27 protein-coding genes are annotated in these 25,389 nt (G+C 70.6%); 20 read left to right on the top strand and 7 right to left on the bottom strand.

The window, feature by feature from the left end; all coding sequences use genetic code 11:
- The first annotated feature begins 6 nt into the window (after nucleotides 1-6).
- The 4 genes from ABD108_RS01615 to ABD108_RS01600 are packed head-to-tail and all read left to right on the top strand — an operon-like array spanning nucleotide 7 to nucleotide 3,770.
- Nucleotides 7-1,212, top strand: coding sequence for a cysteine desulfurase family protein (locus tag ABD108_RS01615; protein ID WP_343929057.1), 1,206 nt, complete (start codon nucleotides 7-9; stop codon nucleotides 1,210-1,212).
- Nucleotides 1,212-2,309: a tRNA 2-thiouridine(34) synthase MnmA gene (gene mnmA / locus ABD108_RS01610; RefSeq protein ID WP_343929056.1), complete on the top strand. Its 1,098-nt coding sequence runs from the start codon at nucleotides 1,212-1,214 to the stop codon at nucleotides 2,307-2,309. The genes ABD108_RS01615 and mnmA overlap by 1 nt, the downstream gene beginning before the upstream one ends.
- A complete protein-coding gene (locus tag ABD108_RS01605) occupies nucleotides 2,302-3,309 on the top strand; it encodes a uroporphyrinogen decarboxylase/cobalamine-independent methonine synthase family protein (RefSeq protein ID WP_343929055.1) in 1,008 nt (335 codons plus the stop codon). Before mnmA ends, ABD108_RS01605 begins: the two co-directional genes overlap by 8 nt.
- 56 nt (nucleotides 3,310-3,365) lie before the next feature.
- Complete coding sequence (locus ABD108_RS01600) at nucleotides 3,366-3,770, top strand: Atu4866 domain-containing protein (protein ID WP_305111816.1); 405 nt, start codon at nucleotides 3,366-3,368, stop codon at nucleotides 3,768-3,770.
- Here ABD108_RS01600 and ABD108_RS01595 read toward each other — a convergent pair.
- Entirely contained in the window at nucleotides 3,751-4,167 is a 417-nt protein-coding gene (locus tag ABD108_RS01595; protein WP_220656067.1) for an MmcQ/YjbR family DNA-binding protein, read from the bottom strand. The genes ABD108_RS01600 and ABD108_RS01595 overlap by 20 nt on opposite strands.
- 51 nt (nucleotides 4,168-4,218) lie before the next feature.
- Nucleotides 4,219-6,621 (bottom strand): hypothetical protein, encoded by a 2,403-nt coding sequence (locus ABD108_RS01590; protein WP_343929054.1) that lies wholly within the window; start codon nucleotides 6,619-6,621, stop codon nucleotides 4,219-4,221.
- A 190-nt stretch (nucleotides 6,622-6,811) separates the two neighbouring features.
- Between ABD108_RS01590 and ABD108_RS01585 the strand changes: the two genes are divergently transcribed.
- The 5 genes from ABD108_RS01585 to ligA all read left to right on the top strand — a co-directional run bounded on the left by ABD108_RS01585 (nucleotide 6,812) and on the right by ligA (nucleotide 11,337).
- Nucleotides 6,812-7,654 (top strand): TIGR03619 family F420-dependent LLM class oxidoreductase, encoded by an 843-nt coding sequence (locus tag ABD108_RS01585; protein WP_343929053.1) that lies wholly within the window; start codon nucleotides 6,812-6,814, stop codon nucleotides 7,652-7,654.
- Nucleotides 7,655-7,663: 9 nt separating this feature from the next.
- Nucleotides 7,664-8,323, top strand: coding sequence for a hypothetical protein (locus ABD108_RS01580; RefSeq protein ID WP_305111812.1), 660 nt, complete (start codon nucleotides 7,664-7,666; stop codon nucleotides 8,321-8,323).
- A gap of 17 nt (nucleotides 8,324-8,340) precedes the next feature.
- Nucleotides 8,341-8,709: a glyoxalase superfamily protein gene (locus ABD108_RS01575; RefSeq protein ID WP_305111811.1), complete on the top strand. Its 369-nt coding sequence runs from the start codon at nucleotides 8,341-8,343 to the stop codon at nucleotides 8,707-8,709.
- A gap of 63 nt (nucleotides 8,710-8,772) precedes the next feature.
- On the top strand, nucleotides 8,773-9,219 hold the full coding sequence (locus ABD108_RS01570) for a hypothetical protein (protein WP_305111810.1): 447 nt from the start codon (nucleotides 8,773-8,775) through the stop codon (nucleotides 9,217-9,219).
- Nucleotides 9,220-9,258: 39 nt separating this feature from the next.
- Entirely contained in the window at nucleotides 9,259-11,337 is a 2,079-nt protein-coding gene (gene ligA / locus ABD108_RS01565; protein WP_343929052.1) for an NAD-dependent DNA ligase LigA, read from the top strand.
- Here the strand turns inward: ligA and ABD108_RS01560 are convergent.
- Entirely contained in the window at nucleotides 11,330-11,983 is a 654-nt protein-coding gene (locus tag ABD108_RS01560) for an ACT domain-containing protein (RefSeq protein ID WP_343929051.1), read from the bottom strand. The two genes, ligA and ABD108_RS01560, sit on opposite strands and share 8 nt — an antisense overlap.
- A gap of 164 nt (nucleotides 11,984-12,147) precedes the next feature.
- Here ABD108_RS01560 and ABD108_RS01555 point away from each other — a divergent pair, with 164 nt between their 5' ends.
- From ABD108_RS01555 to gatA, 6 genes are all read left to right on the top strand, one after another.
- On the top strand, nucleotides 12,148-12,573 hold the full coding sequence (locus ABD108_RS01555) for a hypothetical protein (protein ID WP_343929050.1): 426 nt from the start codon (nucleotides 12,148-12,150) through the stop codon (nucleotides 12,571-12,573).
- Between the two features lie 67 nt (nucleotides 12,574-12,640).
- Nucleotides 12,641-13,249, top strand: coding sequence for an antibiotic biosynthesis monooxygenase (locus ABD108_RS01550; RefSeq protein ID WP_220656058.1), 609 nt, complete (start codon nucleotides 12,641-12,643; stop codon nucleotides 13,247-13,249).
- Between the two features lie 59 nt (nucleotides 13,250-13,308).
- Complete coding sequence (locus ABD108_RS01545; RefSeq protein WP_305111808.1) at nucleotides 13,309-14,256, top strand: helix-turn-helix domain-containing protein; 948 nt, start codon at nucleotides 13,309-13,311, stop codon at nucleotides 14,254-14,256.
- Entirely contained in the window at nucleotides 14,249-14,794 is a 546-nt protein-coding gene (locus ABD108_RS01540; RefSeq protein ID WP_343929049.1) for a dihydrofolate reductase family protein, read from the top strand. The genes ABD108_RS01545 and ABD108_RS01540 overlap by 8 nt, the downstream gene beginning before the upstream one ends.
- Nucleotides 14,795-14,815: 21 nt before the next feature.
- Nucleotides 14,816-15,112 carry an Asp-tRNA(Asn)/Glu-tRNA(Gln) amidotransferase subunit GatC gene (gatC, locus tag ABD108_RS01535; RefSeq protein WP_220656055.1) on the top strand — a complete coding sequence of 99 codons (297 nt, stop codon included), beginning with the start codon at nucleotides 14,816-14,818 and terminating at the stop codon, nucleotides 15,110-15,112.
- Nucleotides 15,113-15,114: 2 nt separating this feature from the next.
- A complete protein-coding gene (gene gatA / locus ABD108_RS01530; protein ID WP_255585473.1) occupies nucleotides 15,115-16,608 on the top strand; it encodes an Asp-tRNA(Asn)/Glu-tRNA(Gln) amidotransferase subunit GatA in 1,494 nt (497 codons plus the stop codon).
- Nucleotides 16,609-16,688: 80 nt separating this feature from the next.
- Here gatA and ABD108_RS01525 read toward each other — a convergent pair whose 3' ends face one another.
- The 4 genes from ABD108_RS01525 to ABD108_RS01510 form a co-directional block, all read right to left on the bottom strand.
- Nucleotides 16,689-17,120: a carboxymuconolactone decarboxylase family protein gene (locus ABD108_RS01525; RefSeq protein ID WP_343929048.1), complete on the bottom strand. Its 432-nt coding sequence runs from the start codon at nucleotides 17,118-17,120 to the stop codon at nucleotides 16,689-16,691.
- A 69-nt stretch (nucleotides 17,121-17,189) separates the two neighbouring features.
- Nucleotides 17,190-17,663 (bottom strand): RrF2 family transcriptional regulator, encoded by a 474-nt coding sequence (locus ABD108_RS01520; protein ID WP_255585713.1) that lies wholly within the window; start codon nucleotides 17,661-17,663, stop codon nucleotides 17,190-17,192.
- A 40-nt stretch (nucleotides 17,664-17,703) separates the two neighbouring features.
- Entirely contained in the window at nucleotides 17,704-18,900 is a 1,197-nt protein-coding gene (locus ABD108_RS01515) for an alpha/beta-hydrolase family protein (RefSeq protein WP_343929047.1), read from the bottom strand.
- Complete coding sequence (locus ABD108_RS01510; protein ID WP_343929046.1) at nucleotides 18,897-19,487, bottom strand: phospholipase A2 family protein; 591 nt, start codon at nucleotides 19,485-19,487, stop codon at nucleotides 18,897-18,899. Before ABD108_RS01510 ends, ABD108_RS01515 begins: the two co-directional genes overlap by 4 nt.
- 111 nt (nucleotides 19,488-19,598) lie before the next feature.
- Here ABD108_RS01510 and ABD108_RS01505 point away from each other — a divergent pair, with 111 nt between their 5' ends.
- The 5 genes from ABD108_RS01505 (at nucleotide 19,599) to gatB (ending at nucleotide 25,389) form a co-directional block, all read left to right on the top strand.
- The gene (locus ABD108_RS01505) at nucleotides 19,599-20,867 is read left to right on the top strand and encodes a sensor histidine kinase (protein ID WP_343929045.1); all 1,269 of its coding nucleotides are present in this window, start codon (nucleotides 19,599-19,601) and stop codon (nucleotides 20,865-20,867) included.
- Nucleotides 20,868-20,876: 9 nt separating this feature from the next.
- Nucleotides 20,877-21,533: a response regulator gene (locus tag ABD108_RS01500; RefSeq protein WP_305111801.1), complete on the top strand. Its 657-nt coding sequence runs from the start codon at nucleotides 20,877-20,879 to the stop codon at nucleotides 21,531-21,533.
- A 70-nt stretch (nucleotides 21,534-21,603) separates the two neighbouring features.
- Entirely contained in the window at nucleotides 21,604-22,635 is a 1,032-nt protein-coding gene (locus ABD108_RS01495; RefSeq protein ID WP_220658419.1) for an ATP-dependent 6-phosphofructokinase, read from the top strand.
- Nucleotides 22,636-22,700: 65 nt separating this feature from the next.
- Nucleotides 22,701-23,852 (top strand): hypothetical protein, encoded by a 1,152-nt coding sequence (locus ABD108_RS01490; protein ID WP_343929044.1) that lies wholly within the window; start codon nucleotides 22,701-22,703, stop codon nucleotides 23,850-23,852.
- A 25-nt stretch (nucleotides 23,853-23,877) separates the two neighbouring features.
- On the top strand, nucleotides 23,878-25,389 hold the full coding sequence (gatB, locus tag ABD108_RS01485; protein ID WP_220656046.1) for an Asp-tRNA(Asn)/Glu-tRNA(Gln) amidotransferase subunit GatB: 1,512 nt from the start codon (nucleotides 23,878-23,880) through the stop codon (nucleotides 25,387-25,389).

The raw sequence follows: 25,389 nt of genomic DNA, 5'->3' as shown, positions 1-25,389 counted from the left end.
GACGCGATGAGTCCTGACCGTGAGAACCCCGTCTACCTCGACCACGCCGCGGACACCCCCATGGTGCCCGAAGCGTTGGCCGCGATGGCGCAGGCCTCCGCACGTCCCGGGAACGCCGCGTCGCTGCACGGCTCGGGCCGCCGCGCCCGCCGCATCCTCGAGGAGTCCCGCGAATCGATCGCGCGCGACCTGGGGGCACGGCCGTCGGAAGTGGTGTTCACCGGCGGCGGCACCGAATCGGTGAACCTCGCGGTCAAGGGCATCTTCTGGGCGCGCCGCGAGGCCGATCCGGCCGCGACCACGGTGATCGCCTCCGCCGTCGAACACCACGCCGTCCTCGACGCCGTGAACTGGCTGGGCGAGCACGAGGGCGCGACCGTGGTCCTACTGCCCGTCGACGCCCTGGGCCGCGTCGATCCGGCCGACCTGCGCGCCGCCCTCGACGAGGCCGCAGGCACCGTCGCCCTGGTCACCGTGATGTGGGCCAACAACGAGGTGGGCACCCTGGAGCCCATCGCCGACCTGGTCGCCGAGTGCGCCCGCGACGGCGTGCCCCTGCACTCCGACGCCACCCAGGCGGCCGGCCACGTGCCGGTCGACTTCGACGGCAGCGGCCTGGCCGCCCTCACCGTGGCCGCCCACAAGTTCGGCGGGCCGCAGGGAGTGGGCGCCCTGCTGATCGGGCGGAACGTGGCCTGCGTGCCGATGGCGCACGGCGGCGGACACGAGCGCGACCTCCGCTCCGGCACCCCGAACGTGGCCGGCGCCGCGGGCATGGCGGCGGCGCTCACCGTGGCCACCGCGCGGATGGACGAGGAGTCCGCCCGCCGCGCCGCGCTGCGCGATCGGCTGATCGAGGGCGTCCGCGGCATCGAGGGCGCCGTCGTCAACGGCGGCGCCGGACACGGGGCGCCCGCGCTCCCCGGCATCGCGCACGTCTCCTTCGTCGGCTGCGAGGGGGATTCGCTGCTCATGCTGCTGGACGCGCGCGGCATCGAGGCCGCCACCGGTTCCGCGTGCAGCGCCGGTGTGGCCCGGCCCAGCCACGTCCTGGAGGCCATGGGCACCGCACCCGACGCCGCCCGCGGCTCGCTGCGCTTCTCGTTCGGACCGGAATCCACCCAGGCCGACGTCGACACCGTGCTGGACGCCCTGGGCCAGGTGGTCGAGCGCGCCCGCGCCGCCGGACTCGCCTCCTCGGGGGCCCGCTGATGCGCGTCCTGGCCGCGATGAGCGGCGGTGTCGACTCGGCCGTGGCCGCCGCCCGCGCCGTGGAGGCCGGACACGACGTGGTGGGCGTGCACCTGGCGCTCTCCGAGGCACCGGGCACGCTGCGCACCGGCTCGCGCGGCTGCTGCTCGAAGGAGGATGCCGGCGATGCCCGCCGCGCCGCCGATGTGCTCGGCATCCCGTTCTACGTGTGGGACTTCGCCGAACGGTTCCGCGAGGACGTGATCGACGATTTCGTCGCCGCCTACGCCGCGGGCGAGACCCCGAACCCGTGCCTGCGGTGCAACGAGAAGATCAAGTTCTCCGCGCTCGCCGAACGCGCCTACGCCCTCGGTTTCGACGCCGTCGCCACCGGCCACTACGCGCGCCTGTCCGGCGGCGAGCTGCGCCGCGCCGTCGACGCCGATAAGGACCAGTCCTACGTGCTGGCCGTGCTCACCGCGGATCAGTTGTCCCGGGCCATGTTCCCCGTCGGCGACACCCCGAAGCCAGCCATCCGCGAGGAAGCCGCCCGCCGTGGCCTGGCCGTGGCCGACAAGCCCGACAGCCACGACATCTGCTTCATCCCCACCGGCGACACCCAGGCCTTCCTCGGCGCGCGCATCGGCGTGCGGCCGGGGGCGGTGGTCGACGCCGAGACCGGCGAACGCCTCGGCGAGCACACCGGCGTGCACGAATTCACCATCGGCCAGCGCAAGGGCCTGGGCCTTCCCGGACCGGGACCCGACGGTGCGCCCCGCTATGTGACCGGCATCGACGCCGCCACCGGCGAGGTCCGGGTGGGGCGCGGCGAGCAGCTCGACGTCACCCGGATCGTGGCCGACGGTGCCGTGTGGACCTCCGGCGCCGCGCCCGCCGGGCCCGTCGAGGCCATGGTCCAGGTGCGTGCGCACGGCGGGCTCGCCCCCGTGACCGCCCGGGCCGAGGGCGAGACCATCGTGATGGATCTCGCCGAGCCGCTGCGGGGCGTTGCGCCCGGCCAGGCCGCGGTGCTCTACGCACCCGACGCCACCCGCGGGGACCTGGTGCTGGGCTCCGGCACCATCCGTTCCACCGCGCACGCCCCGGCGAATGTCTGAGGCCCTCGCGTCGCTCGCCGGATCCGTGACGGGCATCGGCTCGCATCCCGGGACCGATCCGCGCGAGGCGTCCGCCACCGTCGTCGGCGAACTGAGCGTCCCGTACGTCCCCGAACTGCCGAACCGCGGCCTCGGCGCCGACATGATCGGGCGGTCGGCCGGAATGCTGGTGGGCATCGGCGTGGACGTCTCCACCAGCGGATACCGCATCGGCGTGCCCGACGGCCGGGCGGCGCGGTTGATCGACGACTGCCTGCAGCGCGACCTCGACGCCTTCGAGGAGGCCTACGAGGTGGCGGGCCGCCGCGGGTCCGGTGTGGTGAAGACCCAGGCCGCGGGGCCGCTCACGCTGGCCGCCGGGCTCGAGCTGCCGAACGGTCACCGGGTGCCCCGCGACCGCGGCGCGCTGCGCGACATCGCCGACTCGCTCGCCGAAGGGCTGGCCCACCACGTCGCGGATCTGCGCCGCCGCTGCGGCGCCGAGGTGATCGTGCAACTCGACGAGCCGTCGATGTCGGCGGTCGTGGGTGGCACCGTTCCCGCGCTCACCCGCCTCGACCCCATCCGAGGGGTGCCGGCGCCGGAGGCCGCGGAGCTGCTGGCGCGGGTGTGTGCGGCCGTCGACGCTCCGGTGCTGCTGCACCTGTGCGGTCCGATCGAGTGGGACGTGGTGCGCCGCGTGCCGATCGACGGGGCGCTGCTCGACGTGACCCGGCTCGGCGTGGCCGACTACGAGGGCTTCGGGACGCTGGCGGAGGCGAGCACCGTCGTCGGACTCGGTCTCGTGCCCGCCACCGGGACGCAGCGGCTCGATCCCGAATCGCTTGCGCGAATAGCGATCCGGCTCTACGACGAGATCGGCCTGCCGCGCCGCGCCCTGGCCGGTGCGACGGTGACCCCGGAGTGCGGCCTGTCCGGGGCACCCGACGACCGGGTGCGCCCGATCCTCGGCGCCTGCAAGACGATTGCGGGTGTCCTGGGGGAGGCCTCGGAGGAGTAGGGCGGTCGCCGCTCGAAGTCGAGCGATGAGCGTCGGACGGGCGTAATGTCCGCGATATGACCGTTTTCCTTCGTCATTGCACAGTCGCCGTCGCGGTGCTGATCATGGGCGGCGCCGCCGCGGGCTGCTCCAGCGGATCGGACAGCGGCTCGAGCGCCGGTACGGTCGCGTCCACGGCTGCAGCGTCCTCCGCGCCCGCCGGGTCCTCCGCCGCGTCGGCGGCGGCAGCGCCGATCCCGGCGAACGTCCCGGGCACCTACAGCAACGGCGACTGGGTGGTGCGGCTCAAGGCCGACGGGACGTGGGAGGAGGACCTCAACGGCCGCACGAACGCCTACGGCGGCAACTACACCGTGGACGGCGGCACTATCGTGCTGCGCGATCGCGGCGGGTCCAGCGAGACCGCCACTCTCAGCGGCGACGAGCTGAAGCTCCCGTCGATCACCCTGCGCCGCCAGTAGCGGCGTCGAGGGCCGCGATCGCCCGCTTCGGGGCGATCCGGCGGTAGCTCGCGTCCAGGAGCTCGCGCACCTCGTCCCAATCGACGGTGCCGATCGTGAGATCGAGCCCCAGCCATCCTGCGCCGGCCAGGTATGCGGGCAGGTAGATCCGTTCGTCCTGGACGAGCGCCTCACGGTCGGACGGGTCGGCGATGAACAGCACGCTGGTGTTGATCTGACGGTGCGGCTGCGTGGCGGTCTTCTTGGTGCCGCCGCCGTACATGCCGAACATCTTGCCGCAGCGGAAGGTCGGGCGGCCGTGGGCGATCTGCTCGGTGGCCTCGGGGAACGCGAGCGCCACGTCGCGCAGCCGTGCGAGCACCGGATCGTCGTCGGAGAACATGATCGGATGAGGCATGCCGCCGAGCCTAACGCTCGGCGGCATGCCTCATCGGGGTGTTCGCGACCGCTACGCGGCGCCCTTGTCCGTGGTGCTCGCGGAATCGGCGGACTCCGTCTTCTCCGCCTTCTCCGTGGTCGACGATGCTCCCGAGGTGGAGCTCGACGTGGACGAGGATTCGGCCTTCGGCTCGGGCGTGGTCTCGGTCTTCGACTCCGTCGCCGGGGTCTGCGAGGTGGTCTCCTCCGCGGGCTTCTGCGGCTCCGGCGTCGACGTGGTGGTCGTCTCGGCCTTCGGCGCCGTCGTCTTCTCCTCGACCGGCGCGTCGGGCACCGACCGGGCCGAGCGTGCGGCGCGCGGCTCGGAGGCGACGGCGGCCACGTCGGACGCGGAGGTTCCGGCCGTCACGGCGGTGACCGGCACGGCACCGTCGGTCTCGGGCTTGGGGGCCGGGGCCTTCGGCAGCGCGGCCGTGACCGCGGGCAGCGCCTCGCGGATGCGGTTCACGTCGTCCTTGAGCGTGATGCTCTTGGTCCACGAGCTGAACGCGCCCAGCGGATCGAAGGGCAGGATCGGCAGCGTGCCGAGGCCGAACGGGTTGTCCAGCTCGATGAGCCCGACCTTGGGCAGCAGGCTCGGCGTGCCGTCCGTGATCTTGGTGATCGTGGGCAGGCCGAAGTAGTTCGGCCGCACGGTGCCGTTGACCTCCACCGACGGGAACACGGTGAGGCGGTAGCCCAACCAGTCCAGCGTGATCGGCGACCGCAGGCCGTAGTCACTGGTCAGCAGGTAGTTGGTCTTCGAGGTCGACGAGGTCTGGAACTTCGGCTTGCCGTTCTCGTCGAGCACGGCGTTGCCGTTCTCGTCGATCACCGGGTGCTGGGTCTCGGTGGTCTTGACGTCCTTGGTGAACCGGACGAAGTCCTTGGTCAGCTTGAGGCGCTTGTCCTCGGAGAGCAGCGCGGCGATCGCGTCCTTGACGAAGGGGTTCTCCATCAGGCCGGTGAGCTCGTTGAACGGGACCTTGCTGAGGTCACCGCCGGCGACCGCGGTGAGCAGCTGCAGCACGCCGGGGGTGAGCACCTGGCCGAGCGCGTTGCCCTGGCCGAGGAACAGCGACGTGGGATCCGTGAGGCCCCACTGGGTCTGGCGGCTCTGGCCGTCCTTGGCGGTGCGCAGATCCTTGTAATAGTCGAACAGGCCGAGGGTGTTGCCGCACTCGCCGAGGCCGGACGAGGATGCCGAGGTGCCCACGCCGAGGCAGCTGACCTCCTTGACGTCGGGCAGCTTCAGGGTGTCGATCGTGTCCATGAACTTGTTGATCGACGCCGGGTCCAGGCTCATACCGGCCGGCAGCATGTTGAAGTTCTTCGCCAGCTTGAGGACCTTCTCGATCACCTGCGAGTCCTGGAGCTTGTCGAAGCTCAGCGGCGAACCGAACCAGTCGAGGCCCACCTTGCTGGTGTTCATGTTCAGCGCCAGGGCCAGGCCGAGGTTCGCGTGCGCCTTGGAGACCACGTCGGATCCGTCCGCTCCGGCGATCGCGAGGGCGAGCTTGCTCGCCGTCTGGGCGAGGGAGGTACCGCCGTTCATGGCGAGCGCGAAGTTGTACCCGTCGCCGAGGATCGTCGACTTGCCGTTGAGGGTCGGCAGGGCGGCGTCGATCACCGTCGGCTTCGTGTAGTCGTAGGTCTTGCCGGTGAGAAGGCTCGCGATCTTCAGCGCCTCGGTGCGCGCCGCCAGGTTCTTGTCCTTCTTGATGAGCCAGCCCTCGATGACCACGGGCAGGGCCGCCGCGGCTTTGAGCTGGTCCAGCGTCTGGTAGCGGCCCATGGCGAGCGGGTCGATATCACTGAGACCGAAGGCGCCGAGGGCCAGGTTCAGGGGGAATCCGGGCGTCGCGCCGAGCACGCTGAGCAGTCCGAACGGAGTCTGCTGGCCCATCGGGACGTAGATGCCCAGTATTCCGACGCGCGGGCCGAGGTTGATGGTCACCTGATCGGCGATGCCGGCGAGGTCGATGCGGCCGGGGAGGATCACCGCGGCGCCGGTGCCGGTGGCTCCGCCGCAATCCACGTTCGCGCCGCCGCCGCCCGCACCGAGGGCGCCGGTGCGGCAGGATTCGACGATCTTGGCGACGGCGGGATTGTCGAGGAGGCCGAGCACCTTCTGGAAGTCGATGCCGCTGAGGTCGGGGTTGGCGAGGTCGAGCTTGGTGATGTCGATACCCAGATCGCGGAGGTTCGTGCCGCCGATGGTGATGTCACCGAACTTGCCCGCGGTATCCGCCGCCGAGGCCATCGGGGCGGCGGCGGTGCCCACCAGCGCCGCGGTGGCGGCGAGGGACACGAGCCCCGTGCGCCACGCGGTCGACGTGCGGCGGGTGGTGCGACGGGGTGCCCGTGCTTGGCGGCGCGCGGCCCGGTTCGCGGGCGCGGAGGACGACGGCGACGGCTCGAATTCGATCGGCATAGTGGGGTTTCCTTGACTCGACGTACCCAGGGGATATGCAGTGACAGCGCGCGCTGTCGAATTTGCGATCGAAGAGTATCATGTGATCTTCATCACGGTGAATCTTTGCGATTGATTTACTGCGATCGGATTTACCGAAGTGGGACGCACCCTCTGAAACATGTTCTACTTTGGGGTGGTGGACCATGGCGTGAGCATTGGAATAGTGCAGTTCACCTCCGATCGCGGGCTCGCACCGCAGCGGCTGGCACCGCTGATCGAACGGGCGGGGTTCGCCTCCTACTTCGTGCCCGAGCACGGCCATATCCCCACGCGCCGCGATGCCGCACACCCCGGAACGGGCACCGCGGAGCTGCCCGACGACCGCTACCTCCGCACGCTCGATCCCTGGACTGCGTTGGCCGCCGCAGCGGCCGTCACCGAGAGGATCGAGCTCGCCACCGCCGTCGCGCTGCCGGTGCAGGCCGATCCGATCACCCTCGCCAAGACGATCGCCACCGTCGACCACCTCTCCGGCGGCCGGGTCACACTCGGGGTGGGATTCGGCTGGAATCTTGACGAACTCGCCGACCACGGCGTTCCGGCGGGGAGGCGGCGCACGATGCTGCGCGAGTACCTCGAGGCGATGCGCGCGCTCTGGCGCGACGAGGAAGCCGAATACCAGGGCGAGTTCGTCTCCTTCGGGCCCAGCTGGGCCTGGCCGAAACCGCCGGGAACGGTGCCCGTCCTCGTGGGCGCGGGCGGAACCGAAAAGAACTTCACGTGGATCGCGCGGCACGCCGACGGGTGGATCACCACGCCGCAGGATCGGGGGATCGCGGAGGCGGCGGGCCGGCTCACGCAGGTGTGGCGTGAGCACGGGCGCGACGGTGCGCCGCGCATCGTCGCGCTGGACGGTCGCCCCGACCCGGACCGGTTGGCCCGCTGGGGGGCGGCGGGGGTGACGGATGTGCTGTATCCCGCGGTCGATTCCAGCGAACAGGCGGCCGCCGAGTATCTGGAAGGGCTGGCCGGAGTCCTTAGCGTGCGTTAGATTCGGTTCATGAATCGGAAATTCTGGTCAGTGGCCGTGGCGGTCGCAGTGGCGATCGGCGGTTCCGGGCTCGCCTCGGCCGAACCGTCGCCGAGTCCGACTCCGAGGCCGCCCGTCGCCGACCAGCCGATCACCGTGGCCCCGGGGGTCACCATCAGTCCGAAGGAACTGGAGGAGGCTCGCAACCGGACCACCACGGTGTACGTGGAGAACCTGACGGGGAAGTCCGTCGCCGATACCCGCCGCGCGCTTCGGATCGGGGTGCGGACGCCGGCCCTGCTCGATGGCAACCCGCCGATCCGGCTGCGCGTGCTACCGAAGTATCCCGGCAGCGAGCAGGTGAATCCCGCGGCCGTTCCACCGGAGGACCTGGTGGTGGTCGCGTCGGTGGTGTACCGCGGCACCCTCGAACTCGCCGTCGTCCCGCGCTCAGCCGTGCCGCAGGTCCGGTACCTCGCCGAGGCGGTCGAGGCGTCCCGCAGCGTGCCACTCGACGTGCAGCTCACGATGGCCGACGACAAATACGGCGCGGCCTACTTCGCCCTGTATCGCGCGGCGGGCGAGGGCTATCGCCCGCTCTACGACGCCGTGGGCATCCGCTTCGACGCGCGGGGCGTCCCGCAGATCCCAGAGGGAATGGTCGTCGGCATCGCGGTGGAGAAGAACTGAGTCGGTAGCGTCGCGGTATGACTGAGTTCGGCGGACCGGCGATTCCGGTACTGCGGATGTTCGAGCGTGATCAGGCGCTTGCCTTCTACACCGGCTACCTGGGTTTCACCGTCGAGTGGGAGCACCGATTCGAACCCGAGCTTCCCGCGTACGTGGAGGTCCGGCGGGGCGATGTCGTGTTGCACCTGTCCGAGCACTTCGGCGACGGCAGCCCGAATTCGGTGGCCTGGATACCGATTCGGGACGTGGCCGCCTTCCATGCGGAGCTCGCGGCGCACCGTCATCCCCGGTCCCGGCCCGGCCTCGATCCGGATGGGCCCGGCGGTCCCACCGTGACGGTGACCGATCCGTCGGGCAACCAACTGAGGTTCGCTCAGGCTATGTGAACGGAATACGAAGAATTACTTCGCTTTCTCGAATTTTGCGATTGAACATGGCAGGCTCGTCGCATGAATTTCACAAGCACTCGTAACGTACTCAAAACCGTCGGCGTGACCGTGGCGGCCGGTGCGTTGGTGTTCGTCGGGGGATGTGGCGGCGGCGGTGACAAGGCATCGACCACGTCGACGTCGTCGAGCGCCAGTGCGGCGGCCGTCACCCCCGTGGCCGGCACCACCGCCCAGCAGCGTGGCACCACCGTCACGGTGACCCCGAAGCCGACCAATGCGCAGACTCCGGCCAAGACTCCGGCGAAGACTCCGGCCCCGGCGCCGAAGCCCGCGAGCCCCGGCTGCTACGACAAGGACGGCCACGGCCCCGACGGTGCGAACCGCCCGTGCGAGCCGACGCAGGCCCCGGCGCCCGCGCCGGCCACCGATGCACCCTGCACCGATGAGAACGGCTCCGGCCCCGACGGCGCCACCGGCCCCTGCCCCGGAGTCATCCCGCGCCCGTAGTCGTCATCGCTCGTCAGTGCCTCCGACTAATCTGAGCGCATGTCGAAGGAGCTGACCGAAGACGATCGCAGGGCGTGGCAGGAGCTCGCGGAGGAGGTCCGCGGGCACCAGTTCCGCTACTACGTGCAGGATGCGCCGGTCCTCTCGGACGGCGAGTTCGATGCACTGCTCAAGCGGCTCCAGGCGATGGAGGACGCGTTTCCGGAACTGGCGGTTCCGGATTCGCCCACCAAGCTGGTCGGCGGCGGTTTCTCCACGGAGTTCACCGCCGTCGACCATCTGGAGCGCATGTACTCGCTCGACAACGTCTTCGACGAGGGCGAGTTGCGCGAGTGGATCGCCCGCGTCCAGCGCGATGTGGGGGAGTCCGTCACCTTCCTCACCGAGCTCAAGATCGACGGTGTCGCGCTGAACCTCGTCTACGAGGACGGCGTGCTGGTGCGGGGCGCCACCCGCGGCGATGGTCGCACCGGCGAGGACGTGACGCTCAACGCACGCACGCTGCGTGACATCCCGCACCGGCTCACCCCGTCGGACGAGTTCCCTATCCCCGCCGTGCTCGAGGTGCGGGGCGAGGTCTTCTTCCGCCTCGCCGATTTCGAGGAACTCAACGCGGGGCTGGTGGCGGAGGGCAAGCCGCCCTTCGCGAATCCGCGTAACTCCGCCGCGGGCTCACTGCGGCAGAAGAATCCCCAGATCACCTCGCGGCGCAGGCTCGGCATGATCTGCCACGGCCTCGGGCGCATCGAGGGCGGCTGGTCGCCGTCGTCGCTGCACGACGCGTACCGCGCGCTGGCGGCCTGGGGGCTGCCGGTCTCCGACCACACCAAGCAGGTGGTGGGTGCCGATGCCGTGGTCGACCGCGTCTTCTACTGGGGCGAGCACCGGCACGATCCCGAGCACGAGATCGACGGCCTGGTGGTGAAAGTCGACGAGATCGCGCTGCAACGCCGGCTCGGCGCCACCTCGCGCGCCCCGCGCTGGGCGATCGCCTACAAGTACCCGCCCGAGGAGGTCACCACCAAGCTCCTCGACATCCGGGTCAACGTGGGGCGCACCGGCCGGGTCACGCCCTACGCGTACATGGCGCCGGTCACGGTGGCGGGGTCCACCGTCGAATTCGCCACGCTGCACAACGCTTCCGAGGTGCAGCGCAAGGGCGTGCTGATCGGAGACACCGTCACCATCCGCAAGGCCGGCGATGTGATCCCCGAGGTGCTCGGTCCCGTGGTCGATCTGCGGGACGGCACCGAGAAGCCCTTCGTCATGCCCACGCAGTGCCCGGAATGCGGTGCGGAACTGGCTCCCTCGAAGGAGGGCGACGCCGATATCCGGTGCCCCAACACCGAGACCTGCCCCGCGCAGTTGCGCGAGCGCCTGTTCTATCTCGCGGGCCGCACGTGTTTCGACATCGAGGGCCTGGGCTACGAGGCGGCGTCGGCGCTCACCGCCTCGCCGGTGCTGCACAACGAGGGAGATGTCTTCTCGCTCACCGAGGAGCAGCTCGCGCAGGTGCCGCTGTTCACCAACGACGGCGGTGCGCTGTCGGCGAATGCGCAGCGATTGCTGACGAATCTGCAGGTGGCCAAGAACAAGCCGCTGTGGCGGGTGCTGGTGGCACTGTCGATCCGGCACGTGGGACCGTCGGCCGCGCGGGCGCTCGCACAGGAGCTCGGCAGCCTGGATGCCATCGAGGCCGCGGACGTCGAGCAACTCGCCGAGGTCGACGGTGTGGGCCGCGTGATCGCCGAGGCCGTGGTCGAGTGGTTCACCGTGGACTGGCACCGCGAGATCGTCGCGAAGTGGCGCGCCGCGGGCGTCACGATGGAGGACGAGCGCGACGAATCGGTGCCGCGCAATCTCGAGGGCCTGTCGATCGTGGTCACCGGTTCGCTGCAGAACTTCTCGCGTGACGGCGCCAAGGAGGCCATCCTGATCCGCGGCGGCAAGGCCGCCAGCAGCGTGTCGAAGAAGACGGCCTTCGTGGTGATCGGCGAAGCACCCGGTTCCAAGGCCGACAAGGCCGAGCAACTCGGCGTGCCGATCCTCGACGAGGCCGGGTTCGAGAAGCTGCTCGCTGAAGGCCCGGAGGCGTTCGCCGCGCCCGACGCTACTTGACGAGTACCGTCGCCACGATGCCGGCGAGGTAGCCCAGGCGGGCCACCTCGGACGGACGGAAGTCGGGGCCGCCGGGCCGCCCGACCACCACCACCTTGCCGATGGCCCCGAGCGGTGCGCCCGCGAGCTTGGTGTCGAGCTGCTGCCAGGTGTCCGGCACCCACTGCGCCTCCGCGTCGAGGGCCACGGGGCCGCTGAGCGGCAGGAAGCCGAGGTCCGCCGGCGCCGTCTCCGGCAGTCCCGAGGAGCCGAACACCGGCCACGGCGAATCCGGGTTGTTCGAGAGCACTGCGCACCAGCCCACCCGCAGCACGCGCGGCACCTGATCGACCAGCATCTGCAACTGGTCGTGGCCCGCGCCCGCCACGTGATCGATGAGTTCGAGCTCGCGATGCGTGTCGAGGACCCCCGAGTACGGGCGGATCGAATCGACCTTGATCCCCTCCAGGGCCTCGGCCGCGGTGATCAGGGTGTCGGGGAGGGACTGCGGTCCGAGATCGACCACCAGATCGTCGACGGCGTAGCCCTCTCCGCGCTCCACGACGTCGAGCGACAGGATGTCGGCACCCACCGTGCCCAGAGCCACGGCGAGGGAGCCCAGGCTGCCGGGCCGGTCCGTCAGGCGTACACGCAGGAGATAAGACACGCACCGATTGTGGCACCAGGCCCCGGCGGGTGCAGATCGCGGTGCGCCGACCGTGACGAAGCCGTGAAGACTTTGCAGCCGCACTGGCGGAGGGGTCGCTTCTTCGGAGAATGGAGCGGGTGCCCATCCGGGCGATGGATGAACTGCTGGAAGGCGGAAACGACATGACCATTTCAGGATCTGCTCGCGTGATCGGGCTCCTCGTGGCAGCCACGGCCCTCACCGCCCCCGCCGTCGCGACTGCGGCGCCCGGCAAGCCCGCACCGAAGTCGCCGGTGATCCGCAACTGCCTCAGTGAGCCCACCGTCAAGCCGAAGACCATTGATCTGTCGTGTGCCGACGCGAACTCGCGGATCGTGGGGATCACCTGGGATGAGGCGTGGGGCCCGGAGATGGCGACCGGTATCGGCACCATCGAGGAGAACACCTGCAAGCCCGACTGCGCGCGCGGGAAGCAGACCGCCCGCAAGGTGACGATCAACGTGCACACGCCGGTCGGCAAGGGCGCCGACCGTCGGTTCACCAAGGTGACCTACGGCTCGTCCGGCTCGTGGGGCAACAACTTCAAGGATGCGGAGCTGCCCCGCTGATCCGACGTCGGCAAGATCACACCGCCCCGGTTGGTGCGACGGGGCATCGGCGCCGACACTGGTACGCATGCCTCACACCGACACCCGGGCGGAGGCAGGAGCGGCCCACAAGGCCTCGCTGACCTCCGTCGCCCGACGTATCGAGCCCGGCCGCGAACACGACTTCGTCGCCTGGACCGATGCGGGAATCGCCCTGGCTCGCACCTACCCGGGATTCCTGGGCGGCGGATGGGTGCGATCCGCCCACCAGGCCGACGAGTACTTCGTGATCTACCGGTTCGCCTCCGAGGAGCACCTCGCGGAATGGCAGCAGTCGCGGGTGCGCAAGCACTGGCTCGAACGTGGCGAGGGGATGGCGGTGGAGACCGCCACGCACCGGCTCTCGGGGATCGAGGGCTGGTTCGATCCACAGCCGCACGGCACCGGACCGGTCGCCGCGCCGGTGGTGAAGGTGCCGCCGCGGTGGAAGCAGGCCGTGGCCATCTGGCTCGGTTTCTTCCCGCTGTCGCTGCTGATCAACTTCCTGGTGCTGCCGCACCTGAACTTCCTGCCCGCGCACGGCTGGGGCCTGGTGGGCCGCACCCTCATCGCGACCCTGATCAACACCCCGCTGATGGTCTTCCTCGTGTTGCCGTGGATCACCGCGCGGCTCAAGCCGTGGTTGGAGCGGCGCTGATCGTCGACTGAGCAAGAACGGTCAAGCGGGACGGGGCGGTCGCGATCGATACTGATCGCATGCCCGAACCGCTCGACCCGCTCCGCCGCCTCCTCGAGGCGGTCCTCGCGGAACCCCACGGCAGCCTCGACGAGATGGCTGCGGGCGCGTACAGCTCGCCCTTCCACTTCGCCCGGCAGGTGAGTGCCGGTGCCGGGGAATCACCCGTGGCACTACGCCGCCGGATACTCCTGGAACGAGCCGCCTGGCACCTGCAGCGCGGATCGACGGTGACCGATGCGGCCTTCGCCGCCGGGTACGAGTCGGTGGAGGGGTTCAGCCGGGCCTTCACCCGCGCCTACGGGCACGCGCCCTCGGCGCTGCCGCGCACCGTCGGGCATTGGCTGCCCGCACCCAACGGCCTGCACTTCCATTCGCCCACCGTGCTGTACGTCGATGCGGCGGAAGGGCGAGCCGGCCATGAGGAGTCGGCGGGCAACGTGGTGGCGCTGCAGGTGCAGCACGACGCGGCGGACACTGTGGCTCTGCTGGACGCCGTCGCGGAGCTGCCGGCCGAGGAGTACCGCAAGGTCCGGCTGCCTGGCTCGCATCCCCGCCGGTGGGACGGTCCGGACGAATCGCTGTCGCAGATCATGTGGCATCTGGTGCACAGCACGGAGCCCTGGCGCGCGACCATCGCCGGTGAGCCCGAACCGAACCGCGATCCCGACCCCGATCCCGCGGTGCTCCGCGCGCACCACGCGGCGAACTCGTCGCGGTGGCTGGCGATGGTCCGCGACATCGATCGTCGCGGCGCGTGGGCCGACCGGGTGATCGACGCCCTGTGCGATCCGCCCGAGTCCTTCCTGCTGTCCCAGATCGTGGCCCACGAACTGACCTTCGCGGCGCACCGCCGGCTGCTGGCGCGATGGATGCTCGCCGATGCCGGAGTCGACACCACCGCAACCGAACTCGATCCCGACCCCATCATCTGGCACCGACGCATCACCGGAGGAACCCGTGACTGACTACCGCTACTACACCGCGTCCACGCTCGACGGCTTCCTCGCCGACGAGAACGACAGTCTGGACTGGCTGCTCAGCCAGCCGATCGATCAGGAAGGGCCGCAGAACATCACGGAGCTGATGAAGCGGACCGGCGCGATCGTCATGGGCCACACCACCTATCAGTGGGTGGTCGACCACATCGCCGAGACCGGCGATCCGTGGATGTACGCCGAGTGGCCCACCTTCGTGTTCACCCACCGCGACATCGCCCCGGTGCACGAATCGGTGTTCGTCGTTGCGGGATCGCCCGCGGAGCACCGCGCGAGACTGGAGAGCGCCGCGGGGGACAAGGGCGTGTGGGTGGTGGGCGGAGGAGATCTCGCCACGCAGTTCGCGTCGGACGGGATGCTGAACGAGCTGATCGTCAGTTACGCGCCGGTCACCGTCGGCGCCGGACGGCCGCTGTTCACCCGCCCCTTCGACTTCGAACTCATCGAGTGGGCCCGCAATCAGGCCTTCCTCATCGGCCGCTACCGGGTGGTGGGCCCGCGCACGTGAGCGCCGCCTAGGATTGGGGGCATGTCTGCCATCTCTCGTGATGAGGTCGCCCATCTGGCGCGACTGTCGCGCCTCGCCGTGACCGACGACGAGCTCGACGTGTTCGCCACGCAGCTCGATTCGATTCTCGAGCACGTCAAGGTGGTGACCGAGGTGGGTGACGCCGACGTCGCGCCGCTGACGCTGCCCGTGGGCAATGTGAACGTCAATCGTGCGGATCAGCCGGTCCCGAGTCTCACGCCCGAGCAGGCGCTGTCCGGTGCCCCGAACCGCGAGGGCGACCGCTTCGCCGTGCCGCGCATCCTGGGGGAGGAGTGACCGTGACCGATCTGCGCGCATCCACCGAGATCACCGGTGCCTCCGCCGCCGACCTGGCCGCGAAGATCGCCTCGGGTGAGCTGAGCTCCGTCGAGGTCACCCAGGCCCACCTGGACCGGATCGCCGAGGTCGACGGCGAGCTGGGGGCCTTCCTGCACGTCTCCGGCGAGCAGGCACTGTCCGCGGCGCGCGCCGTCGACGAGGCCCGCGCCCGCGGGGAGCAGCCGGCGTCGGCCCTGGCCGGCGTGCCCTTGGCGCTCAAGGACGTCTTCACCACCACCGACGCGCCGACCACCTGCGGATCGAAGATCCTCGAGGGCTGGACCGCGCCCTACGACGCGACGGTCACCACGAAGCTGCGTGCCGCGGGCATCCCGATCCTCGGCAAGACCAACATGGACGAGTTCGCCATGGGCTCGTCCACCGAGAACTCGGCCTACGGCGTGACCCGCAACCCCTGGGCGCCCGACCGCACCCCGGGTGGATCCGGCGGCGGCAGCGCCGCCGCGCTGGCCTCCTACGAGGCGCCGCTGGCGATCGGCACCGACACGGGCGGTTCGATCCGCCAGCCCGCCTCGCTGACCGCCACCGTCGGCGTCCGGCCGACCTACGGCGCCGTGAGCCGTTACGGCCTCGTCGCCTGCGCCTCGTCGCTGGACCAGGGCGGGCCGTGCGCACGCACCGTCCTCGACACCGCGCTCCTGCACGAGGTGATCGCCGGGCACGACCCGCGCGACTCCACCTCGCTCGACGCCGCGGTGCCCGATGTGGTGGCCGCGGCCCGCGCGGGTGCCACGGGTGACCTGAAGGGCGTGAAGATCGGCCTGGTCAAGGAGTTCGGCGCCGACGGCACCGAGCCGGGCGTGCAGGCCTCCTTCGAGAAGGCGGTGCAGCAACTGCGCGATCTGGGCGCGGAGACCGTCGAGGTCTCGCTGCCCACGCTGCAGTACTCGCTGGCGGCGTACTACCTGATCCTCCCGTCGGAGGTCTCCTCCAACCTCGCGCGGTTCGACGCCATGCGGTACGGCCTGCGCACGGGCGACGACGGCTCGCACTCCGCCGAGGAGGTCATGGCGCTCACCCGCGAGGCAGGCTTCGGCGCAGAGGTCAAGCGGCGCATCATGATCGGCACCTACGCGCTGAGCTCCGGCTACTACGACGCCTACTACGGCAGCGCGCAGAAGGTGCGTACGCTGCTGGCGCAGGACTTCGCCAAGGCCTACGAGCAGGTCGACGTGATCGTCTCGCCCACCACTCCCACCACGGCGTTCAAGCTGGGGGAGAAGGTGGACGATCCGCTGGCGATGTACCTGTTCGACCTGTTCACGCTGCCGACGAACCTCGCCGGTCACTGCGGCATGTCGGTGCCCTCGGGCCTGTCCACGGACGACGGGCTCCCCGTCGGCCTGCAGATCCTGGCGCCCGCCCAGGGCGACGACCGGCTGTACCGCGTGGGCGCCGCCTACGAGGCCGCCCGCGGCCCCGTCGTCGCCTGATTCCCTGACTTAACTGCGTTAGCCCACACTGTTTCCCCAGGAAGCGGTGTGGGCTAACGCTGTTAAGTCGGAGCGGGAGGCTATGCGGCGGGGTGCAGGTGGGTGGTGATCCCCAGCATGTTCCAGGTGTTGATGGTGCCGACGGCGATCAGCAGATCGGTGCGGCGTTCCTCGCCGAGCAGGCGACCGGCCTCGTCCCACAGCTCGTCGTCGATCGCGTCGATCCCGCCGGTGAGGCGCTCGGCGAAGGCGAGGCCCACGCGCTGCGTCTCGTCGAAGAACGGGCTCTCCTCCCAGGCCGCCACGCCGTAGATGGTGCGGGTGGGGACGCCGCGCCTCTCCAGGTCGGTGCTGTGCATGTCGACGCAGAAGGCGCAGCCGTTGATCTGCGAGGCGCGCAGCTTCACCAGGTCGTAGAGCACGTGGCCGAGGGACTTGCCCAGGCGCCCGTCCAGGGCGATCAGGGCCTTGTAGGTCTCGGGCGACGACGTGGCTCCGTTGGTGCGGGTCATGATGGTTCCTCTCAATAGTTGGATATTCAATGTCCAGGTTTTGGTCTGTTTTCGCGACGCGTCGGTGGATCAGGCGCCGCGGAAGTGCCTGCGGGCGGCCTCGGCCACGTGCCGTGGCGTGCTCGCCGCGAGATCGGCGATCGACGTCGCGGCCAGCTCGCGCCGCCAGCTCAGCTCGGCGCCGCGCATCGCATGCGCGATGCCGCAGGGCTTGGTGAAATCGCTCGCCGGATTCTCCGAGTTCATTCCGCGCTGGCGGATCTCGGTGCACGCGAAGGCCTCCGACGGCCCCTCGATCGCCGCCACCACGTCCATCAGGGTGATGTCGCCGGTCGAGCGTGCGAGCCGGATGCCGCCGCGCCGCCCGGGGAGCGACTCGGTGATACCCGCGCGCGCCAGGGCTTGCAGCTGCTTGCCGAGGTAGGCGGGAGGCAGGTCGTAGGACTCGGCCAGGCGGGAGGCGGGAACCGGGGTGAGATCGCCCTCGTCGAGCCAGTGCAGCAGCACGCACACGTGCGCCGCCCACTCGACACCCTCGTTCATCCGCACGGTCGCCTCCTTAACCTGGACACAATGTATCCGGTTAAATTCGGGTCCGCAAGCCGACGTCCCGCACCAGATCCGAGCCCTGGTGCTCGTCGTAGCGGTGGCCGAGCCCGGGCGGTGGTGCGGTCGCTCCGAGCAGATCGACCGTCGCCTGCAGGAACCCGACCACCGGCAGCCAGGGCGGCCGAGGCGTCGCGCGTCCCGGAGTCGTGGCGGCGCGGTCGGGCGGCGCGACCAGCAGTCGCGGCGACCAGATCCCCACCGGATCGGAGGCGTTCAACAGGGCCGGGCCGGTCACCGGAACATCAGCGGGGGTGCCCGATTGGAGGGTGTTCACCGGTGGCCGCCCGAATGCGATCGCGCGTCGCTGCGCCGCCACCACTCCGACGGTGCCCAGGCTCTGCCCGTAGAGGTATACCCGCGCCGACGGTGCCCGGCGGTGCAGCGCCTCGATCAGGGCCACGGTGCTTTCGGCGGCCGCATCGCGGTGGAACAGGAAGGACTGCCAGCTCGGCTGCTCCGTGTACTGCGCCACCACGATCGCGCTGTCGCCGCCCAGCTCCGATTCGACGCCGCGCACGAAATGCGGGTCCACCCAGCCCGATCCGGTGGGCACCGCGATCACCACCGCGCGCCGATCCAGGCCGCCCGCGGTGAGCAGCCGGTCGACGGCGATCTCGGCGCGCACCGGGGGCGACGAACCGTCGGAGAGCGCCGAATACACCCGCAGCCCCGGTGTGGGGGAGTCGATCCCGAGGAAGCGGGCCTGATAGGACTGCTGCGCGGCGGCATCGGCCGTGGTCACCGGCAGCGCCAGAGCCGACGCCGCCACCACTACCGCCAGCGCCGCCGCGCGCGCCCGCACGCGAAGAGTCCACACCACGGCGACGACATACGGGGCGCCGATCGTCGCGATCGCCAGCACCGCGAACTCCGCCGGCGACACCGCGGCCACATCCGCCGCGTCCCGCACGGCGCCCTGCCACAGCAACCACACCGCCAGCGCCACCGCCGTGACCTGACCCGTCACCCGGCACACCGCGCCCGACGGTGCCCCGCCTCCCGCGAAACGCTGGGCCGCCAGCGCGCCGAGCAAGGCCCCGAACAGACCGAAGACGGCGATCACCGCCAGCTGCGTCGGTACCGAGCGCGGGAGCAGGTTGGGGTACAGCGCCAGAACGACGCCGGCGGTGTAGCCGACGAGCGGGCCCGCGGCCGGGCGCGCCGCGATCACAGCCGGCCCCCGGCGCTGATCCAGCTGGCCGCGAGCTCCGTACCCGACTCGGCCCGCGGCGGACCGTCGTGCTGGCGCCAGGTGTTCGCGCGCACCGCGAGCATCGCGATCGCGGCCACCTGGCCGCATTCGCGCCGTTGCGCCGCGGGCCGGTGCGCGCACACGGCCTCCAGTCGGTCCGCGAGGGTCTCGTCGATCCGCAGCCGCGCCCACCCGCCGAGCGGTCGCCCGGCCGAATCGGCCAGCCGCAGAACGTCGTACCCGAGGTCGTGCGCCTGGCACGGCGCGGTGAAGTCCGCGGGCAGGCGCACCAGCGAGGAGCAGTTACCGTGCGGGTTCAGCGCGTAGCCCGGGCCGGCCGCCGCGCGATAGTTCAGCCCCGCGGGGACCGCCGCGAGCTGCCGCGACGACGAGGCCGACGGATCGGTCAGAGCACGTACCGCGGCGGCCGAAGCGGAGTCCTCGACGGGTGCGACGGTCCGGGCGGATTCGACGGTGACGGCGGGGGCCGGAGCGGCGGTGGCGGGGATCGCCATCGCCAGGGGGAGCGCGATCGCCGTGGCGGCGAGGAGGGTTCGGCGGTTCATGAGGGCGACGCTATGAACCGGCCGCGCGGCTCCGGATCGGCCGCGCGAGTGGACCGATATCACTCGAAAGTATGAGGACAGTGCGCGCGCAGCACCCCTAGCGTTCACTGCATGTCGAAGACCAGCAAGATCGAGCGGTTCGGCCGGGCGACGGTACGCGCCGGCCGCTACCTCGACCAGCAGAGCGCGCTGCACATCCAGGACCCGAACGGCACCCTGCACGACACCCCGCTCGGGGTGTACCTCTCGCGCAAGGCGAACTGGCTGTTCCTGTTCGTCGCGCTGATCATGTGGGCGGTGGCCTGGCCCACGCTCAAGGAGCAGTTCACCGTTCCGGCCGCGCTGCTGCCCATCATCAGCGGGTTCTCGGTGCTGCCGCTGGCCATCGCCTGGGCGCACCCGCGGGCCGCCTGGGGCATCATCGCCGCGACCGCCGCGATCTTCCCGCTGCTGTGGTTCGACGCCAAACAGGACTGGCAGTGGAACTGGCAGGTGTCCCTGATCATCGCCATGCTCGTGTCCACCGTGCTGGTGTACCTGCGCGGCAAGCCGCTCGACGCCATCGCGGTGGCCGCCGCATCGTCGATCCTGTTCTGGGTCAACGCCCAGGAGGGCACCGGCGGCGGCTGGGTGGCCGGACTCCTGGTGACCCTCGCCGTGTGCCTGCTGCTGCGCCTCGCGCTGCAGTCACGCACCCGCCTCGAGGAGCAGACCGAGGTCAGCGAACTCGAACGCGGCCGCCGCGCCATCCTCGAGGAGCGCACCCGCATCGCCCGCGACCTGCACGACATCGTGGCCCACCGGATGTCGCTGGTGGTGGTGCAGGCGCAGACCGCGCAGTACCGGGTACCCGATGTCTCCGAACGCGCCCGCGCCGAATTCGACGGCATCGCCGTCTCGGCCCGCGAGGCGCTCAACGAGGTCCGCGCCCTGCTCGGCGTGCTACGGCTCGACGACGCCTCCGCCGACCTCGCGCCCGCCCCCGGCCTCGGCGGCGTCGACGAGCTCATCGACGGCGCCCGCGCCGCGGGTGTCACCGTGGACTATCTGCCACTGCCCGATCCGACGGCGGTGGGCGAGACCACCGCGCTCGTCGCCTATCGGATCGTGCAGGAATCGATCGCCAATGCCACCCGGCACGCGCAGGGCGCGGCGATCACCGTCGCCCTCACCCTGGAGACCGGAACCCTGAACCTGCGCGTGGAGAACGGACCCCGCACCTCCGACGCCGACCTCGGCGGACCCGGACTCGGACAGGGCATCCCCGGAATGATGGAGCGCGCCCGCACCGTCGGCGGTTCGCTCGCGGCGACCCCCGTGGCCGGCGGCGGATTCGCGGTGCGTGCGTCGCTGCCCGCCCGCACTGACGCCGCGGCCTAGGCTGGAGCGGTGCCGATCACCGTCTTCATCGCCGACGATCAGGCCATGGTGCGCCAGGGCTTCGGCGCTCTGCTCGGCGCCCAGCCCGACATCTCCGTGATCGGCGACGCGCCCGACGGCAGGGCCGCCGTCGCGGAGGTCGCCCGGCTGCTGCCCGATGTGGTGCTCATGGACGTCCGCATGCCCGAGATGAACGGGTTGCAGGCCGCGGAGGAGATCCTGCGCCGCCACGACGGTGTGCGGGTGCTCATGCTCACCACCTTCGACATCGACGACTACGTCTACGAGGCGCTGCGCGTGGGTGCTTCCGGATTCATGCTCAAGGACGCCCCCGCGGAGGAACTCGTGCGCGCCGTCCGCGTGGTGCACGAGGGCCAATCGCTGCTCGCACCGTCGGTCACCCGGCGGATGATCGCCGAGGTCACCGCCGCCCGCTCCCGCCGTCGCCCGGCCCCCGCCGAGCTGAGCACCCTGACCCCGCGCGAACGGGAGGTGCTCGAGGCCGTGGCCGCCGGACGGTCCAACGCCGAGATCGCCGAGGCCCTGTTCGTCTCCGAGCAGACGGTGAAGACCCACGTCAGCAAGGTCCTGCAGAAGTTGGGGCTGCGCGATCGCGCGCAGGCCGTGGTCTACGCCTACGAGACCGGAGTCGTCACGCCCGGGTGAACGCGGGTGAACTCCTCGTGAGTTGTCATGACAGGTTGGGGTCGGCCCGGGAAGAATGGACCCCATGAGCCTGCGAATCGGAGTCCTGACCGGCGGTGGCGATTGCCCCGGCCTCAACGCGGTGATCCGCGCCGTGGTGCGCACGTGCGATTCCCGCTACGGTTCCTCGGTCGTCGGCTTCCAGGACGGATGGCGCGGCCTGCTGGAGAACCGGCGCATCCACCTCGCCAACGACGACCGCAACGATCGCCTGCTCACCAAGGGCGGCACCATGCTCGGCACCGCGCGCACCCATCCGGACGTCCTGCGCAACGGGCTCGACAAGATCACGGAGACCCTCGACGACAACGGGATCGACGTGCTGATCCCGATCGGCGGCGAGGGCACGCTCACCGCCGCGTCCTGGCTCGCCGACGAGGGCGTGCCGGTGGTCGGCGTCCCCAAGACCATCGACAACGACATCGACTGCACGGATGTCACTTTCGGCTTCGACACCGCGCTGACCATCGCCACCGACGCGATCGACCGGCTGCACTCGACCGCCGAATCCCACCAGCGCGTGATGCTGGTGGAGGTGATGGGCCGGCACGCAGGCTGGATCGCCCTGAACTCGGGCCTGGCCTCCGGTGCGCACATGATCCTGATCCCCGAGGTGCCCTTCGACGTCGAAGAGCTCTGCGCGATGATCAAGCGCCGGTTCCAGCGCGGGCACTCCAGCTTCATCGTGGTGGTCGCCGAGGGTGCCAAACCCGCCGAGGGAACCATGGAACTGCGGGTGGGCGGGCTCGACGAGTTCGGCCACGAGCGGTTCACCGGCGTCGCGCACCAGCTGGGCGTGGAGATCGAGAAGCGGATCAACAAGGAGGTCCGCACCACGGTGCTCGGCCACGTGCAGCGCGGCGGCACCCCCACCCCGCACGACCGGGTGCTGGCCACCCGCTACGGCGTGAACGCCGCCGACGCCGCACACGCGGGCAAGGTGGGCAACATGGTCTCGCTGCGCGGCACCACCGTCGGGCTGGTGCCCCTCGCCGACGCGGTCCAACAGCTCAAGCGCGTGCCCCGCGAACGCTACGACGATGCCGCGGAGTTCTTCGGCTGACCCCGCCGGATCGGCACTGGCCGTCCAGAAGCGACCGTTAAGCGCCCGGCCGCACGCTGATCGGCATGAACCAGAATCCTCCCTCGAACCCGGGCTTCCCGGGAGCGGACCCGTACAACCCCAACGAATCGACCCAGCTGCGTCCCACCTGGCAGTCGGGCGAGACCCCGCAGTACGCGCTGCAGCCGCCGTACGGCGCCCCGGCGCAGATGCCGCCGCAGTACCCGATGCCGGGACCCGCCGCACCCAAGGCACCGCGCCCGCGCTGGCTCCTGCCCGGCCTCCTCGGTGGCGGCGCCGTGCTGCTGGTGATCATCCTCATCGCGGGTGTGGCGATCGTGCGGAGCGCCGGCGGCTCGTCCAATTCGCCCGGCGATACGGTCAAGGCCTACTTCGCCGCGCTGCAGGCCGGGGACGCGAAGAAGGCGTTGAGCTACGGCAAAGAGGCGCCCGCCACCACCGATCTGCTCACCGACGAGGTGCTCCGCAAGCAGACCGCGCTGGCCCCGATCAAGGACGTCACCATCGTCAGCTCGTCGGCCGACACCTTCGGCAAGGTGCACCTCACCGTGACCATCGGCGAGGTCGCCTACGACGAGGAACTCATGATGGAGAAGGCCGGCAGCGATTGGAAGCTCAAGACCGCCGCCGTGAAGATCGAGCCCTCCGTCTCCTCCGACGCCGATAAGAAGGCCCTCACCATCCTGGGCAAGCCGTTGCCCGCGTCCGGCGTCGCCTACGTCTTCCCGGGCGCGCTCGACCTCGGCACGTCGAACAAGAACCTGCAGGCGCAGTCGTCGAAGTACAGCATCGACGGCGGCACCGGGCAGGCCTCGGTCAAGGGACTCTCGGCGTTCTCCATCGGCGGCTCCGTGCGGATCGCGTTCGGGCTCAGCGAGGCCGGCAAGAACTCCGCCCGGCAGCAGATCGCCGCCACGTACGCCGGGTGCGCCGCGTCGAAGGACGGGATGCCGGCGGGCTGCCCGCAGTCCGACTTCTTCGGCGCCGACGGCTCCTACACCTGGACCGCCCCGAACGCCGACGGGATCGACCTCAGCGACGAGGTCAGCAACGGCACGATGACCTTCCGCGACAACCGGCCCTGGGCGTACACCGCCACCTCCCGCGACGGTCGCCCGCTGACCGGCACCGACACCGCCTTCACCACCGGCACCATCACGGTGACCCCGGACGCGGTGGCCGTCTCCGTGCGATGACCGGCCGACGATTAGGCTGAAGGGCATGAGTGCCCAGCTTTCCGAGATCGACCTTCCCGAGTACGCGGACGTGGTGGACCGCTACGAGCCCGTGATGGGCATGGAGGTCCACGTCGAGCTCGGCACCGCCACCAAGATGTTCTGCGGTTGCCGCACCGAGTTCGGTGCCGAGCCCAACACGCAGGTGTGCCCCACGTGCCTCGGGATGCCGGGCGCGTTGCCCGTGGTCAACGAGGAGGCGGTGCGCTCGGCGATTCGCATCGGCCTGGCCCTGAACTGCTCGATCCGGCCCTCGTCGCTGTTCGCCCGGAAGAACTACTTCTATCCGGATCAGCCGAAGAACTACCAGATCAGCCAGTACGACGACCCGATCGCGCACGACGGCTACGTGGACGTACCGCTCGAGGACGGCACCGTCTGGCGGGTCGAGGTCGAGCGCGCCCACATGGAGGAGGACACCGGCAAGTCGACGCACATCGGCTCGGCCACCGGCCGCATCCACGGCGCCTCGCACTCCCTGCTCGACTTCAACCGCGCCGGCGTCCCGCTGGTCGAGATCGTCACCAAACCCATCGAGGGCGCGGGGGAGCGGGCACCCGAGATCGCGCGTGCCTACGTCACCGCGCTGCGCGACCTGCTGGCCGGGCTCGACGTCTCCGACGTCCGCATGGATCAGGGCTCGATGCGCTGCGACGCCAATGTCTCGCTGAAGCCGAAGGGCACCACCGAGTTCGGCACCCGCACCGAGACCAAGAACGTCAACTCGCTCAAGTCCGTCGAGGTCGCCGTGCGGTACGAGATGCGCCGCCAGGCCGCGGTGCTCGACGCCGGCGGCGAGGTCACCCTCGAGACCCGCCACTTCCAGGAGGGCGACGGCACCACCACTCCCGGCCGCCCCAAGGAGAGCGCCGAGGACTACCGCTACTTCCCGGACCCGGATCTCGCGCCCGTGGCGCCCGCCGCCGAGCTGGTCGAGGAGCTGCGCGGCACCATCGGCGAACTGCCCTGGCTGCGCCGTGCCCGGATCCAGGCCGACTGGAACCTGTCCGACGAGGTGATGCGCGACCTGGTGAACCTGGGCGCGATCGACAAGATCATCGCCACCGTCGACGCCGGCGCCACCCCCGATGCGGCGCGCTCGTGGTGGGGCAGCTTCCTGCCGCAGCAGGCCAACACGCGTGAGGTCGAGCTCGAGGCGCTGGCCATCTCGCCCGCCCAGGTGGCCCGCGTGATCGCGCTGGTCGAGGAGGGCAAGCTCACCAGCAAGCTGGCGCAGCAGGTTATCGTCGGTGTACTCGACGGCGAGGGCGAGCCCGACGAGGTGGTCGCCGCCCGCGGCCTCGAGGTCGTGCGCGACGACGGTGCGCTGCAGAAGGCCGTCGACGAGGCGCTCGCCGCCAACCCCGACATCGTGGACAAGATCAAGTCCGGCAAGGTGGCTGCCGCCGGCAAGATCGTGGGCGATGTCATGAAGGCCACCCGCGGCCAGGCCGATGCGGCCCGCGTCCGCGAGCTGGTGCTCGCCGCCTGCGAGTAG

Source organism: Tsukamurella strandjordii (assembly GCF_039525985.1).
Classification (GTDB): domain Bacteria; phylum Actinomycetota; class Actinomycetes; order Mycobacteriales; family Mycobacteriaceae; genus Tsukamurella; species Tsukamurella strandjordii.
The sequence above is the reverse complement of the archived record's forward strand: the minus strand, read 5'-3'. Positions and strand labels throughout refer to the sequence as shown.

What these genes read in the sequence shown, in the direction of transcription:
- ABD108_RS01505 (WP_343929045.1), top strand. Translation starts at nt 19,599, where the DNA reads ATGTCGAAGACCAGCAAGATCGAGCGGTTCGGCCGGGCGACGGTACGC.
- ABD108_RS01600 (WP_305111816.1), top strand. Translation starts at nt 3,366, where the DNA reads ATGACCGTTTTCCTTCGTCATTGCACAGTCGCCGTCGCGGTGCTGATC.
- ABD108_RS01510 (WP_343929046.1), bottom strand. Translation starts at nt 19,487, where the DNA reads ATGAACCGCCGAACCCTCCTCGCCGCCACGGCGATCGCGCTCCCCCTG.
- ABD108_RS01590 (WP_343929054.1), bottom strand. Translation starts at nt 6,621, where the DNA reads ATGCCGATCGAATTCGAGCCGTCGCCGTCGTCCTCCGCGCCCGCGAAC.
- ABD108_RS01575 (WP_305111811.1), top strand. Translation starts at nt 8,341, where the DNA reads ATGACTGAGTTCGGCGGACCGGCGATTCCGGTACTGCGGATGTTCGAG.
- mnmA (WP_343929056.1), top strand. Translation starts at nt 1,212, where the DNA reads ATGCGCGTCCTGGCCGCGATGAGCGGCGGTGTCGACTCGGCCGTGGCC.
- ABD108_RS01615 (WP_343929057.1), top strand. Translation starts at nt 7, where the DNA reads ATGAGTCCTGACCGTGAGAACCCCGTCTACCTCGACCACGCCGCGGAC.
- gatC (WP_220656055.1), top strand. Translation starts at nt 14,816, where the DNA reads ATGTCTGCCATCTCTCGTGATGAGGTCGCCCATCTGGCGCGACTGTCG.
- ABD108_RS01525 (WP_343929048.1), bottom strand. Translation starts at nt 17,120, where the DNA reads ATGACCCGCACCAACGGAGCCACGTCGTCGCCCGAGACCTACAAGGCC.
- ABD108_RS01490 (WP_343929044.1), top strand. Translation starts at nt 22,701, where the DNA reads ATGAACCAGAATCCTCCCTCGAACCCGGGCTTCCCGGGAGCGGACCCG.
- ABD108_RS01520 (WP_255585713.1), bottom strand. Translation starts at nt 17,663, where the DNA reads ATGAACGAGGGTGTCGAGTGGGCGGCGCACGTGTGCGTGCTGCTGCAC.
- ligA (WP_343929052.1), top strand. Translation starts at nt 9,259, where the DNA reads ATGTCGAAGGAGCTGACCGAAGACGATCGCAGGGCGTGGCAGGAGCTC.
- ABD108_RS01555 (WP_343929050.1), top strand. Translation starts at nt 12,148, where the DNA reads ATGACCATTTCAGGATCTGCTCGCGTGATCGGGCTCCTCGTGGCAGCC.
- ABD108_RS01605 (WP_343929055.1), top strand. Translation starts at nt 2,302, where the DNA reads ATGTCTGAGGCCCTCGCGTCGCTCGCCGGATCCGTGACGGGCATCGGC.
- ABD108_RS01595 (WP_220656067.1), bottom strand. Translation starts at nt 4,167, where the DNA reads ATGCCTCATCCGATCATGTTCTCCGACGACGATCCGGTGCTCGCACGG.
- ABD108_RS01550 (WP_220656058.1), top strand. Translation starts at nt 12,641, where the DNA reads ATGCCTCACACCGACACCCGGGCGGAGGCAGGAGCGGCCCACAAGGCC.
- ABD108_RS01580 (WP_305111812.1), top strand. Translation starts at nt 7,664, where the DNA reads ATGAATCGGAAATTCTGGTCAGTGGCCGTGGCGGTCGCAGTGGCGATC.
- gatB (WP_220656046.1), top strand. Translation starts at nt 23,878, where the DNA reads ATGAGTGCCCAGCTTTCCGAGATCGACCTTCCCGAGTACGCGGACGTG.
- ABD108_RS01545 (WP_305111808.1), top strand. Translation starts at nt 13,309, where the DNA reads ATGCCCGAACCGCTCGACCCGCTCCGCCGCCTCCTCGAGGCGGTCCTC.
- ABD108_RS01570 (WP_305111810.1), top strand. Translation starts at nt 8,773, where the DNA reads ATGAATTTCACAAGCACTCGTAACGTACTCAAAACCGTCGGCGTGACC.